Consider the following 13,057-nt stretch of genomic DNA (forward strand, 5'->3'; position numbering starts at 1 on the left):
TCCGTCTGTAGGAGCCGGCTTGCCGGCGATGAGGCCCGACCAGGCGCCGAAAAACGTCAGTGCTTGCGCAGAATCACGCTACCAATCGAATACCCCGCCCCGAACGAGCTGAGCACCGCCACCGAGCCTTCGGCCAGGTCATCCTGGTACAGGTGGAAGGCAATTACCGAACCTGCCGAACTGGTGTTGGCGTAACGGTCCAGGATCACCGGTGCCTCTTCTTCATTCACCTCACGCCCCAGCAGCTTCTTGACGATCAGGTGGTTCATGCTGAGGTTGGCCTGGTGCAGCCAGAAGCGCTTGACGTCCGACGCCTGCAAATCGTTCTCGCCCAGGTGCTCGTCGATCAGTTTGGCGACCATCGGGCAGACTTCCTTGAACACCTTGCGGCCTTCTTGCACGAACAGCTTGTCGCGGGCACCTTCGCCTTCCTCCGCCGCGCGGTTGAGGAAGCCGAAGTTGTTGCGGATGTTGTTGGAGAACACCGTCGCCAGCTTGGTGCTGACAATGTCGAACTGGTGCTTGGAGGTGGCAAGATCAGCGCGCTCCACCAGCACGGCAGTGGCGGCGTCACCGAAGATGAAGTGGCTGTCGCGGTCGCGGAAATTCAGGTGGCCGGTGCAGATCTCCGGGCTGACCACCAGCACCGAACGGGCCTGGCCCAGCTGCACGCTGTTAGCGGCGGTCTGGATGCCGAAGGTGGCCGACGAGCAGGCCACGTTCATGTCGAAGGCAAAGCCTTCGATGCCCAGCGCCTGCTGTACTTCGATGGCGATGGCCGGGTACGGGCGCTGCAGGTTGGAGCAAGCCACCAGCACGCCGTCGACATCGGCGGCGGTGCGGCCAGCGCGCTCCAGAGCCTGGCGGGCGGCAGCCACGCCCATTTCGCAGAGGATCGATTGCTCGTCGTTGCCGCGCTCGGGCAGGCGCGGCTTCATGCGCTGCGGGTCGAGGATGCCGGCCTTGTCCATGACGAAGCGGCTCTTGATGCCCGAGGCTTTTTCAATGAAGGCCGCATCGGACAGCGGCGCCGCTTCGATTTCGCCGCGCTCGATGGCGGCGGCGTTGTCCTGGTTGAACTGCTGCGACCAGGTGTTGAAGGAGGCCACCAGTTCTTCGTTGGAGATACTTTGGGCCGGGGTATACAGGCCGGTGCCGCTGATCACGACGTTATGCACGGTCGTTCCTCTGGTCAGAGGCCATCGCCACGCGGCGCTGGCCGGGAAAAGGGCAACATAATGGCACCTTGGTGCCAACTCAAAGGCGAGGGCTTTGCCCTCGATCGCAGGCAAGCCTGCTCCTACATGAATACGCGTTTCCACTGTAGGAGCAGGCTTGCCTGCGATGGGCCGCAAAGCGGCCCAAATTCCGCCAAGTTTGCCACAAGTCGAGGGCGTTAGGCTTCCACCTGACTCCACTGCTTGCTCAGGCGTTTGTCGGAAACCGCCACCTTGGTGCCCAACTGCTGGGCGAACAACGACACCCGGTATTCCTCCAGCAGCCAGCGGTACAGGGCCAGTTGCTCGTCACGCTTGCCCTCCTGGGCATGCTTGTCGGCGCGGGCCTTGTATTGCGCCCAGCAGTTGTTCAGCTCGGCGCTCCACACCCGGTCCTTCTGCACCTGCGAGCCAAGTTTCTCCAGGCGCAGTTCCACTGCTTTAAGGTAGCGCGGCAGCTCCTTGAGCCAGGTGCCCGGGGTTTCGCGCACAAAGCCCGGGTACACCAGGTTGGCCAGTTGCTGCTTGATATCGTTCAGCGCCACGGCCTGGCTAAGGTCGATCTTGCCCTTGAAGCGCTTTTGCAGGCCATGCCACAGCTTGAGCACTTCAAGCGTAAGGCGGGCCAGGCGCTCGGCATGTTCAGCCCAGTCGCCGCGCTTGCGCTCGGCCAGCGAAGCCAGGCCGGCGCCGTCGCGCGGCAGCGGGTCTTCACCTTCCAGCACGCAGCTGTCCAGGCTGGCCAGCAGAATGTCTTCGACCAACGCATCGACCCGGCCCAGCTCGCGGTACAGCAGGCCCAGCTCGGTCAGCCCCGGCAGCTTGCTGCGCAGAAACTTGGCCGGCTCCGCCAGCTGTTGCAGCAGCAGGCGCTGCAAGGCGCGGCGGTGCTGGAATTCGGCCTCGGCCTGGGTGGAGAAACGCCCCTCGCGCACCGTGCCGTTTTCTTCGACCAGTGCCGGGTAGACGGTCATCGACAGCCCGGCGATCTTCTGCTGGGCGGTCTGCGCCACCTCGGTGAAGGCCTTGGCCTGCACCGGCTGGTCGGCCTTTTCGCTGCGCGGCATCGCCAGCGCTGCCTGGCTGGCGGCAGCAAAGCGTGCGGTCAGCTCGGCCAGGTCACGGCCTTCACCCAGGAACTTGCCCTGGCCGTCGACCACCTCGATGTTCATCCGCAGGTGCCCTTCTACCAGCGAGGCGGCTTCGGCCCAGGCCTCGTCGGACACCCGCGCGCCGGTCATGCGCAGCAGTTCCTGGCCCAGGGCCTGGGGCAGCGCGCCCTGGGCGAAACTCATGCGCGACAGCGCCGCCTTGACGAAGTCCGGCACCGGCACGAAGTTCTTGCGCAGGGCCTTGGGCAGGTTGCGCACCAGGGCGATGCACTTGGCCTCCAGCAGCCCCGGCACCAGCCATTCCAGGCGCTCGCCCGGCAGGTTCGGCAACAGTGGGGCCGGTACCCGCACGGTCACGCCGTCGCGCGGGTGGTTGGGCTCGAAGTGGTAGCTCAGCGACAGGCGCAGCTCGCCCACCTGCAGGTGGTCGGGATACTGCGCGGCGGTGACCTCGCTGGCCTCGCGGGCCAGCACGTCTTCTTCGCGCATGATCAGCAGATTGGCGTCTTTCTGGCTGGTGGTGCGGTACCAGCTGTCGAAGGTCGCGGTCTGGTGGATCTCTTCGGGCAGGCGCGCCTCGTAGAAGGCGTACAGGGTTTCTTCATCGGCGAGGATGTCGCGCCGGCGCGCCTTGGCTTCCAGTTCGTCGAGCTGTTCGAGCAGGCGTTTGTTGGCTGCCAGGCACTTGGCCCGGGACTGGATTTCACCGCCCACCAGAGCCTCGCGGATGAACAGCTCGCGGGAGGTAGCCGGGTCGATCGGGCCATAGTGCACCGGGCGGCGGCCCACCAGGATCAGCCCGTACAGGGTGATCTGCTCGTAAGCCACCACCTGGCCGCGCTTCTTCTCCCAGTGCGGCTCGAAGTGATTTTTCTTGATCAGGTGGCCGGCCAGCGGCTCGATCCAGTCCGGTTCGATTTTCGCCACCATGCGCGCGTACAGCTTGGTGGTTTCCACCAGTTCTGCGGTCATCACCCACTGCGGGCGCTTGCGGCCGATGCCCGACGAAGGGTGCACCCAGAACCTGCGCTGGCGCGCGCCCTGGTAGTCGCCTTCTTCAGTCTTTTGGCCGATCTGGCTGAGCAGGCCGCTGAGGATGGCCTTGTGCATGCGCAGGTAGTCGCACGGCTCTTTATTGACCGCCAGTTGCAGCTCGCGGCAGATCAGCGACAGCTGGCGGTGCGCATCGCGCCATTCGCGCAGGCGCAGGTAGTTGAGGAAGTTCTTGCGGCACCAGTTGCGCAGGGGGCTGGCGGTCAGCGCCTGGCGCTGTTCCTCGAAGCCGCGCCACAGGTTCACCAGGGCGGCGAAGTCCGAGTCGACGTCCTTCCATTGCGCATGGGCCTGGTCGGCGGCCTGCTGGCGCTCCGGCGGGCGCTCGCGGGGGTCTTGCACCGACAGGGCACTGGCGACGATCAGCACTTCCTGCAGGCTGCCCTGGCGCGCGCCTTCGAGCAGCATGCGGCCCATGCGCGGGTCGATCGGCAGGCGTGCCAGCTGGCGGCCCAGCGGGGTGAGCTGGTTTTCGCGGTTGACCGCCGACAGCTCCTGCAGCAGGTTGAAGCCGTCGCTGATAGCCTTGCCATCCGGCGGCTCGATGAACGGGAAGGCATCGATGGCGCCCAGGCGCAGGTGCAGCATCTGCAGGATCACCGCCGCCAGGTTGGTGCGCAGGATCTCCGGGTCGGTGAACGCCGGGCGCCCGTTGAAGTCGTCCTCGCTGTACAGGCGGATGCAGATGCCCGGCTCGACCCGGCCGCAACGGCCCTTACGCTGGTTGGCGCTGGCCTGCGACACCGCCTCGATGGGCAGGCGCTGCACCTTGGCGCGGTAGCTGTAGCGGCTGATGCGCGCGGTACCACTGTCGATCACGTAGCGGATGCCCGGCACGGTCAGCGAGGTTTCGGCAACGTTGGTCGCCAATACCACCCGCCGGCCGCTGTGGGACTGGAAGATCTTCTGCTGCTCGGCCGGGGTCAGGCGCGCATACAGCGGCAAGATCTCGGTGTGACGCAATTGCGCCTTGCGCAGCATGTCTGCCGCGTCGCGAATCTCGCGCTCGCCGGGCAGGAACACCAGCACATCGCCCGGGCCCTTGCCTTGGCTGCGCTCGTGGTGGGCGATTTCGTCCAGGGTGGCGAGGATCGCCTGGTCGACGGAGATATCGTCCTCGACCTGGTTGCCCTCCTCGTCCTGCTCGCGGGTCAGCGGGCGGTACCAGGTGTCCACCGGGTAGGTACGGCCCGACACCTCGATGATCGGCGCGCCGTCGAAGTGCTTGGAGAAGCGCTCCAGGTCGATGGTCGCCGAGGTGATGATCAGCTTGAGCTCGGGGCGCCGGTGCAGCAGGGTCTTGAGGTAGCCGAGCAAGAAGTCGATGTTCAGGCTGCGCTCGTGGGCCTCGTCGACGATGATCGTGTCGTAGCGTTCGAGAAAGCGGTCGTGCTGGGTTTCGGCCAGCAGGATGCCGTCGGTCATCAGCTTGACCAGGGTGTTCGAATCGCTTTGGTCTTCGAAGCGCACCTGGTAGCCCACCAGTGCCCCCAGCGGCGTGCCCAGTTCTTCGGCAACCCGCGCCGCCACGCTGCGCGCAGCGATACGCCGCGGTTGCGTGTGGGCGATCAGGCCGTGGCTGCCACGGCCAAGCTCCAGGCAGATCTTTGGCAACTGGGTGGTCTTGCCCGAGCCGGTTTCGCCGGCGATCACCAGTACCTGGTGTTCGGCCAGGGCTTTTTTGATCTCGTCACGCTTGGCCGCAATCGGCAGGCTGTCGTCGTAACGGATGTTCGGCACGCTCTGCTGGCGCGCGGTGACCTGGGCGAAGGAGGCCTGGACCTTTTCCACCCACTGCGCGAGCTTGGCCTCGTCCGGGCGCTTGCGCAGTTCGTGCAATTGCCGGCGCAGGCGATGGCGGTCGGCAATCATGGCGTGGTCGAGGTTGTTCAGCAGTTGGTCGATGGCGTGGTCTGTCATGGGGCTTTTTAGTGATGCAGGTGGGCCTGCTTGTACATGATCGGCATTGGTATGGGCTGCGATTGTCGCAGATTTGCCGGCTTGGTGCCGCCTGTACCGCCCGCAGGGGTGAATGTCGTGCCGTCCCTGTAGGAGCCGGCTTGCCGGCGATAAGGCCGGTAAGGGCAGCACAAATGTTTAGCCAAGCCCGATGTGAAGGTTGCCATTCACTGCTTTAATCAACCTTACAGCGCATGCGAGTATCAAAGGCATGACCCCCGCCCAGCCCATCGCCCCACCGCACTCGCGCCCTTCGCTACCGAAGGCCCGGACCCGCGCCGGCGAGAACCCGCTGGTGCACATCATCCTCGCCTTCTGGGCCCTGTGGCACTGCCGCCACGCACGCCCACCGGACACCTCGCCCGCCCAGCACTGAAACCCACCGGCCCCGGCGCCGGCCCAATCAGTCCGACCGCAACCTCAACCAGGGCGGTCCCGTGCGCCCGTGGGCGCGAGCGAATCAACATGCACTTTGCCCCAGCAGAGCAGGCCCGACGTTTTCTGGCCGACAACCCCGATATCGAACTGATCGAGCTGTTCATCCTCGACGCCAATGGCGTGCCCCGCGGCAAGCTGCTGCACCGCGACGAGCTGCTGGCGGTGTACGACAGCGGCCGGCCACTGCCCAGCACCATCCTCGGCCTGACCCTGAACGGCGACGATGTGGAGAACTCCGGCCTGGTGTGGGACGTCGGCGACATCGACTGCCGCGCCTACCCGCTGGACGCCAGCCTGGTGCGCCTGCCATGGCGCCGGGTGCCGACCGCCGCGCTGCAGGTGAGCATGCACCCCACAGAAGGCCTGCCGGCCAGCGTCGCCGACCCGCGCCACGTGCTGCTGCGAGTGATCGAGGCGCTCAAGGCCGATGGCTACCACCCGGTGATGGCCTGCGAGCTGGAGTTCTACCTGCTCGACCAGAAGCGCAACGCCCATGGCCACCCGCAGCCAGCACTGGACAACGACGGCGGCCGACCGCGCAGCACCCAGGTGTACGGGTTGCGCGAGCTGGAGCAGATCGAGCCGTTCCTCGCCGACCTGTACGCCGCCTGCAAGGCGCAAGGCATCCCGGCGCGCACGGCGATTTCCGAATACGCCCCGGGCCAGGTGGAGATCACCCTGGAGCACGGCGACGCCCTGCTGGCCATGGACCAGGCCGTGCGCTACAAGCGCCTGGTCAAGGGCGTGGCCCATGCCCACGGCATGCAGGCCTGTTTCATGGCCAAGCCGTTCGACCATTTGGCCGGCACCGGCATGCACATACACCTGAGCCTGGCCGATGCCGACGGCAACAACCTGTTCGCCAGCAGCGACCCGGCCGGCACGCCGCTGCTGCGCCAGGCGGTGGGCGGCATGCTGCAGCACTTGCGCGAGTCGCTGCTGCTGTTCTGCCCCAACGCCAACTCGTACCGGCGCTTCCAGGCCAACAGCTACGCGCCGCTGGCGCCGACCTGGGGCGTGGACAACCGCACCGTGAGCCTGCGCGTGCCGGGCGGGCCGGCCGCCAGCCGGCATGTGGAGCACCGCATCTGCGGCGCCGACGCCAACCCCTACCTGGCCGCTGCCGCCATTCTGGCCGCCAGCCATGCCGGCATTCGCCAGCAACTCGACCCCGGCGCGCCCGTGCAAGGCAACGGCTATGCCCAGGCCACCGAGCACCTGCCCACCGACTGGCTGACCACCCTCGACGCCCTGGAGCGTTCGGCCTGGGCCCGCGAAATGCTCGGCGAGGCCTTCGTCGGCGTGTACCTGAAGGTCAAGCGCGCCGAGTACCGCCAGTTCATGGCCGAAGTCAGCGAGCAGGACTGGCGCTGGTACCTGCACCAGGCCTGAGCCCCCGAATTACAACAAGGAATACCCATGAACGCAGCAGTCAACACCGGGCCCGCCCAGCGCGCGCCGTCCTACTACAGCGCCACCCTCAACGACCGCACCGAGTACCCCACCCTCAAGGGCACAGTGCAGGTGGACGTGGCGATCATCGGCGGAGGCTTTACCGGCGTCGCCACCGCAGTGGAGCTGGCCGAGCGCGGCCTGAAGGTGGCCATCGTCGAAACCAACCGCATCGGCTGGGGCGCCAGCGGGCGCAATGGCGGGCAGGTGACCGGCAGCCTGTCGGGCGACGAGGCCATGCGCACGCAAATGCGCGAGCGGCTCGGTAGCGAGGTGGACGATTTCATCTGGCACCTGCGCTGGCGCGGCCACCAGATCATCGAGCAGCGCGTGGCCCGCTACGGCATCGACTGCGACCTCAAGCACGGCCACCTGCACGCGGCGATGAAACCTGCGCACCTGACCGAACTGCGCGCCTTCGAAGCCGAGGCCCAGCGCCGCGGCATGGGCGAGCAGGTACAACTGCTCGACCGCGCCGCCATGTCCGAGCACCTGCAAAGCCCGCTGTACCTGGGCGCACTGAAGAACCTGCGCAACCTGCACCTGCACCCGCTCAACCTGTGCCTGGGCGAAGCCCGTGCGGCGGCCGATCTGGGGGCGCTGATCTTCGAAAACTCTGAGGTACTGGAGATCTTCCACGGCCCGCGCCCGGCGGTGGTCACCGCCCAGGGGCGGATCGAGGCACGCCAGGTGATGCTGGCGGGCGATGTGTACCACAAGCTGGAAAAGCGCCAGCTCAAGGGCAAGATCTTCCCGGCCATGGGCGGCATCGTCACCACCGCGCCACTGGGCGAGCTGGCCACGCAGATCAACCCGCAAGACCTGGCCGTCTACGACTGCCGGTTCGTCCTCGACTACTACCGCCTGACCGCCGACAAACGCCTGCTGTTCGGCGGCGGCGCCAACTACTCAGGGCGTGATTCGCGGGACATCGAAGCCGAGCTGCGCCCGTGCATCGAGCGCACCTTCCCGGCGCTCAAGGGCGTGCCGATCGAGTTCCAGTGGAGCTGCGCCATGGGCATCGTGGTCAACCGCATCCCGCAGTTGGGCAAGCTGTCGGACAACGTCTGGTACTGCCAGGGGTATTCCGGGCACGGCATCGCCACCAGCCACATCATGGGCGAGATCATGGCCGAGGCACTGACCGGCACGCTGGAGAAGTTCGACACCTTTGCCGGCTGCAAGCACATCAAGGTGCCGATGGGCGACTTGCTGGGCAATCCGCTGTTGGCGGCGGGGATGTGGTATTACCAGATGCTCGAGAAACTGCGTTGAGGCGAGGCCCGCGAGCGTAAGTGCCACCGGTCGGGATGAAGGCAAAATAATATCACCTACCCCTAAAGCTCGGCCCGTGCGCGCCGATGGTTCTTCAGAGCGTTATTCATCCACGGAACCGGAGCACGAAGCATGTTCGAAGCACTGATGTATCCCGATAACGAAAACCGTACCAAGCGCGTAACCGATCTGGGCAGCGACTGCGTTCACTCCTCCAACGCCCTGCTGAACCAGAAAGTCTTGCTCGAAAGCGCAATGGCCAAGGTCAACGAGTCGTTCAAGAATGCCTTCGGCTCTGTTGGCAAACCCGTACAGTTCGAAAGGTTGGACCTGACCAAGGCCTGGTACGTCAGTGCGGCGCCGGGTATTGCCAGCATCATCGGCAGTGCGCTGGTCGACCGGGTCTTCATGCAGACATTCGCACGTGCTCAGCTTGAAGCAGGGAAGATCACTGCCGAGGAACTGGGCAGCGTGTTCAAGGCACCTAAATGGTTCAACATCCGCCGCTTCGGCAGCAGCATGGGTGCGGCATTGGTTATCAGCCTGGTGTTCGAGGCTGCGATCGACGCCGTTAACGGCGCGCTGGTGCGAGACAAGATGCAACAAGCGATCAAGGATATGAGCACCCCGCGCTTTCAGCTCAAGCGTGCCGAAATGGTCAACGATGTACTGATCGCCGTACTCACCGGCATGGCTGCAGCCTACGATACCCAGGTGCGTTTCCTGAAAAAGATGGCGCTCAGCGATGACGTCAAGAACAGCATGCTGGAAACCTTCACCGAGGAATTCATCATCGAGGCGCAGAACAAGATCGCTGAGATCAACGACGAGGCAGTCATCGCAGCGCTGGCGCAAATCGATAGCACGCGTGGTTCATGGCTCAACGAAGACGGTAAGCCGGACACCAGCTTGGTGCTGCACAAAACCGACAGCCCCGACGTTGTAAAAATCTGAGGCATCCATCATGTCCGGCCTGTTTCAGGACCTGCTGTACCCAGACAACCCCTACCGGGCAGAGCGCCAGGCCCAGTTGGCACTGGACTGCCGTTTTTTCGTCAGTTCGCTGCGCATTGTCTACGCAGAGTTGGGCAAAGCCAGCCAAGGCCTGAAAGACCTGCACAACGACGCGCAAAGCTACGTTGGCTGGTGCCTCGTCGGTAACACGCAGCAGTGCTTCGAGGCCCCGGCTTACCTCACCGAGCGTATACAGGATCTGGAGGCGCACGTTCGGCTGGCACTCGCCTTCGAAGTCGGGCGCCAGCAAGAGGCTGGCCTGGCCGGGCTGGACCTGTTCGAAAAAACACCGAACAAGCCGTGGTTCGACATCCGCGATTACTTCGGACTGATCCCGGCAGCATTCGACGGTGCGAGCGTTCGCGAGGAGTTGCGCAAACAGATTGGCCGGCTGCGCCGCGACCGGCTGCGCCTGGCGTGCGCCTGGCGCACGCTGCGCCGCGCCACTGACGACCTGCTCAACACCAAGAGCTTCGCCTCGATCCAGTTGCGCACAATCGCGTCGCTGGGGCCGTCGCCTGCGCAGGTCACAAGCGAACAGGTCATCCGCAGCTACATTGACAGCCTCGAACTGCAGACGATGGAGCAGGCCAGCCGACAGACCCTGGACTGGCTGCAGGTGCTGGACGAGCGCCGCTCGGCCTGGACCCATGAAGATAACTACGCCTAGGCGAGAAATGCCATGAAAGCACAACCGCAGTTGATCTACCCCGACAACCCGGCAAGAACCCAGCGCATCGTCGAACTGGCCCATGACAGCAACCAGTACTTCTTGAACCTGACGCGCGTCGCCCAGCACACCGAAACCGTTGCCCAACGGGTGATCCAGTTGTTGCAGGAGCAACTGCACCTGCCGGTGATCGACGCACCCGAAAAATTCCGCAAGCTCGACAAGAGCGACCTGCCACACACCAACGAACTGTTCACCTGGTGTTGCAAGCAAGGCGCCAAGCACACCGTCAAATACGTCATCACCACTGCCGCCCGTGCGGTCGCGGGGTTGATGGGCAAAGCCCTGCCTTCGATGGTGCGCTTGCTGACGGTACCCGCCTGGCTACCCTTGGGCGCCCTGACCGGGCAGTTAGTGGCCGGAGCAGCCGCCGAGGCAGTGAAGGCGGCGATCATAGGGGCGATCGAGAAGCCCAAGTTGCAGGCGATGATCGTCGAAATGCAGGCCTTGCGCCTGACCCTGAACCAGGCATGGCGCAAGAGCGAAGTGCTCGAGCGCCACACCATCGCCCTTGAAACGTCCTTGGCGCTGATGCAACGCTCTCAGCTGTACCGGGCCGTAGAAAGCACCCAGCAGCGCGAACTGGTGAAGATGCTGGTCGACGAAAGCATGGCCAGGCTCGAGGACGAACTGCAGGCCGTGACGGCCGAAGCCGTCGCGGAAAAACTCGACGTGCTCGATCACAGCAGGGCGTCGTTCACCACGGACGATTGTCAGGCTGGCTGAAAGCGGCAGGCTGTGACCTGTACTGTCACAGCCTGCCCTGGGCTCAAGCAGTTTGCTTGAGGCCCTGCTTCTTCAGCTCTTCGTCACGCAGTTCGCGGCGCAGGATCTTGCCGACGTTGGTGGTCGGCAGCGCGTCGCGGAACTCGATGGCCTTGGGCACCTTGTAGCCGGTGACGTTGGCGCGCATGTGCTCCATCACCTGCTCCTTGGTCAGGGTCATGCCCGGCTTGACCACGATGAACACCTTGATCACCTCGCCGGACTTTTCATCCGGTACGCCGATGGCGGCGCACTGCAGCACGCCCGGCAAGGCGGCGAGCACGTCTTCGAGCTCGTTCGGGTACACGTTGAAGCCCGACACCAGGATCATGTCCTTCTTGCGGTCGACGATGCGCATGTAGCCGTCCGGCTGGATCAGCGCGATGTCACCGGTCTTCAGCCAGCCATTGCTGTCGAGAATCTCGGCGGTGGCGTCTTCACGCTGCCAGTAGCCCTTCATCACCTGCGGGCCCTTCACGCACAGCTCGCCGACTTCGCCCAGGGGCAGTTCCTGGCCGTTGTCGTCGATGACCTTGCACAGCGTCGAAGGCACCGGAATACCGATGGTGCCGACCTGGTTGGCTTCGGCCGGGTTGACCGCCGCCACCGGGCTGGTCTCGGTCATGCCGTAGCCTTCGCAGATGGCGCAGCCGGTGACCGCCTTCCAGCGCTCGGCCACGCTCAATTGCAGGGCCATGCCGCCGGACAAGGTGATTTTCAGCGAGGAGAAGTCCAGGCTGCGGAACCCCTCGTTGTTGCACAGGGCAACGAACAAGGTGTTCAGGCCGACGAAGCCGCTGAACTTCCACTTGCCCAGTTCCTTGACCATGGCCGGCAGGTCGCGCGGGTTGCTGATCAGCACGTTGTGGTTGCCGATCAGCATCATGGCCATGCAATGGAAGGTGAACGCATAGATGTGGTACAGCGGCAGCGGGGTGATCAGAATCTCGCAGCCTTCGTGCAGGTTGGCGCCCATCAGTGCGCGGCACTGCAGCATGTTGGCCACCAGGTTGCGGTGGGTGAGCATGGCGCCCTTGGCCACCCCGGTGGTGCCGCCGGTGTACTGCAGCACCGCCACGTCGTTGGCCTGCGGGTTGGCCTCGGTGACCGCCCCGCCCTTGCCCAGGGCCAGCGCATCATTGAAACGCACGGCGTTGGGCAGGTTGTAGGCTGGCACCATCTTCTTCACGTACTTGATCACGCTGTTGATCAGCAGGCGCTTGAGCGGTGGCAGCAAGTCGGCCACTTCGGTGACAATGACGTGCTTGACCTGGGTCTTGGGTACTACCTTTTCTGCCAGGTGGGCCATGTTGGCCAGGCACACCAGTGCCTTGGCGCCAGAGTCGTTGAACTGGTGTTCCATTTCCCGCGCGGTGTACAGCGGGTTGGTGTTGACCACGATCAGACCGGCACGCATGGCACCGAACACGGCGACAGGGTATTGCAGGACGTTGGGCAGTTGCACGGCGATGCGATCGCCAGGCTTGAGGTCGGTATGCTGCTGCAGCCAGGCGGCGAAAGCGCCGGACAGCGTGTACAGTTCACCGTAGGTGATGGTCTTGCCCAGGTTGCTAAAGGCAGGTTTGTCGGCAAAACGTTGGCAGGATTGCTTGAGTACGGCCTGGATATTGGGGAATTCGTCAGGATTGATGTCCGCCGTGATCCCGGCTGGGTACTTATCCTTCCAAAAATGTTCGATCATGGAAGCCCGCTCCTTCAGCAACAGCGAATTCGGTACGCGTCGATGCGCTTATTATTGATATGGAAGCCCGGCTCATTGCAAACCGGATCCTCAGAAAGCGCGCCGAGAGTAACAGCTTTGCCAGGGGTCGCCTAGAGGCCGAAACAGGCCGAATGGTCACAAAAATGACTCAAAGAAATATATAAGTCATTTTTAGAGTATTTAACCAAAATGTCGCGTAACTGGCTGAAAGGTCCGAAATAGAGCCTCTGTAGGAGCCGGCTTGGCGGCGATGGGGCCTGATGTGCAAACATCGTTGCCTGATCGGGCCTCATCGCCGGCAAGCCGGCTCCTACAGGGG

Annotated in this window: 9 protein-coding genes; 6 read left to right on the forward strand and 3 right to left on the reverse strand. The window is 64.2% G+C overall.

The annotated features are described in order from the left end of the window. Positions 1-56: 56 nt before the first annotated feature. Positions 57-1,178, reverse strand: a complete 1,122-nt coding sequence (locus tag ACI2KK_RS02120) for a beta-ketoacyl-ACP synthase III (protein ID WP_404667688.1) — start codon at positions 1,176-1,178, stop codon at positions 57-59. A 218-nt stretch (positions 1,179-1,396) separates the two neighbouring features. Continuing rightward, the gene (gene hrpA / locus ACI2KK_RS02125; RefSeq protein ID WP_404667689.1) at positions 1,397-5,302 is read right to left on the reverse strand and encodes an ATP-dependent RNA helicase HrpA; all 3,906 of its coding nucleotides are present in this window, start codon (positions 5,300-5,302) and stop codon (positions 1,397-1,399) included. A 250-nt stretch (positions 5,303-5,552) separates the two neighbouring features. Here hrpA and ACI2KK_RS02130 point away from each other — a divergent pair, with 250 nt between their 5' ends. The 6 genes from ACI2KK_RS02130 (at position 5,553) to ACI2KK_RS02155 (ending at position 10,976) form a co-directional block, all read left to right on the forward strand. Further along, the gene (locus ACI2KK_RS02130) at positions 5,553-5,717 is read left to right on the forward strand and encodes a hypothetical protein (RefSeq protein WP_404667690.1); all 165 of its coding nucleotides are present in this window, start codon (positions 5,553-5,555) and stop codon (positions 5,715-5,717) included. A gap of 89 nt (positions 5,718-5,806) precedes the next feature. Then, positions 5,807-7,171 carry a glutamine synthetase family protein gene (locus ACI2KK_RS02135; RefSeq protein WP_404667691.1) on the forward strand — a complete coding sequence of 455 codons (1,365 nt, stop codon included), beginning with the start codon at positions 5,807-5,809 and terminating at the stop codon, positions 7,169-7,171. A 27-nt stretch (positions 7,172-7,198) separates the two neighbouring features. Beyond that, a complete protein-coding gene (locus tag ACI2KK_RS02140; protein ID WP_404667692.1) occupies positions 7,199-8,506 on the forward strand; it encodes an NAD(P)/FAD-dependent oxidoreductase in 1,308 nt (435 codons plus the stop codon). Between the two features lie 132 nt (positions 8,507-8,638). Then, positions 8,639-9,460 carry a hypothetical protein gene (locus ACI2KK_RS02145; RefSeq protein ID WP_404667693.1) on the forward strand — a complete coding sequence of 274 codons (822 nt, stop codon included), beginning with the start codon at positions 8,639-8,641 and terminating at the stop codon, positions 9,458-9,460. Between the two features lie 10 nt (positions 9,461-9,470). Continuing rightward, positions 9,471-10,190 (forward strand): hypothetical protein, encoded by a 720-nt coding sequence (locus ACI2KK_RS02150; RefSeq protein ID WP_404667694.1) that lies wholly within the window; start codon positions 9,471-9,473, stop codon positions 10,188-10,190. A gap of 12 nt (positions 10,191-10,202) precedes the next feature. Beyond that, positions 10,203-10,976 (forward strand): hypothetical protein, encoded by a 774-nt coding sequence (locus tag ACI2KK_RS02155; RefSeq protein WP_404667695.1) that lies wholly within the window; start codon positions 10,203-10,205, stop codon positions 10,974-10,976. Positions 10,977-11,019: 43 nt separating this feature from the next. Here ACI2KK_RS02155 and fadD1 read toward each other — a convergent pair whose 3' ends face one another. Then, positions 11,020-12,717 carry a long-chain-fatty-acid--CoA ligase FadD1 gene (gene fadD1, locus ACI2KK_RS02160; RefSeq protein ID WP_404667696.1) on the reverse strand — a complete coding sequence of 566 codons (1,698 nt, stop codon included), beginning with the start codon at positions 12,715-12,717 and terminating at the stop codon, positions 11,020-11,022. Between the last annotated feature and the right edge of the window lie 340 nt (positions 12,718-13,057).

Origin of the sequence: Pseudomonas sp. NPDC089406, from assembly GCF_044900265.1 — a bacterium.
GTDB lineage: Bacteria > Pseudomonadota > Gammaproteobacteria > Pseudomonadales > Pseudomonadaceae > Aquipseudomonas > Aquipseudomonas fakonensis.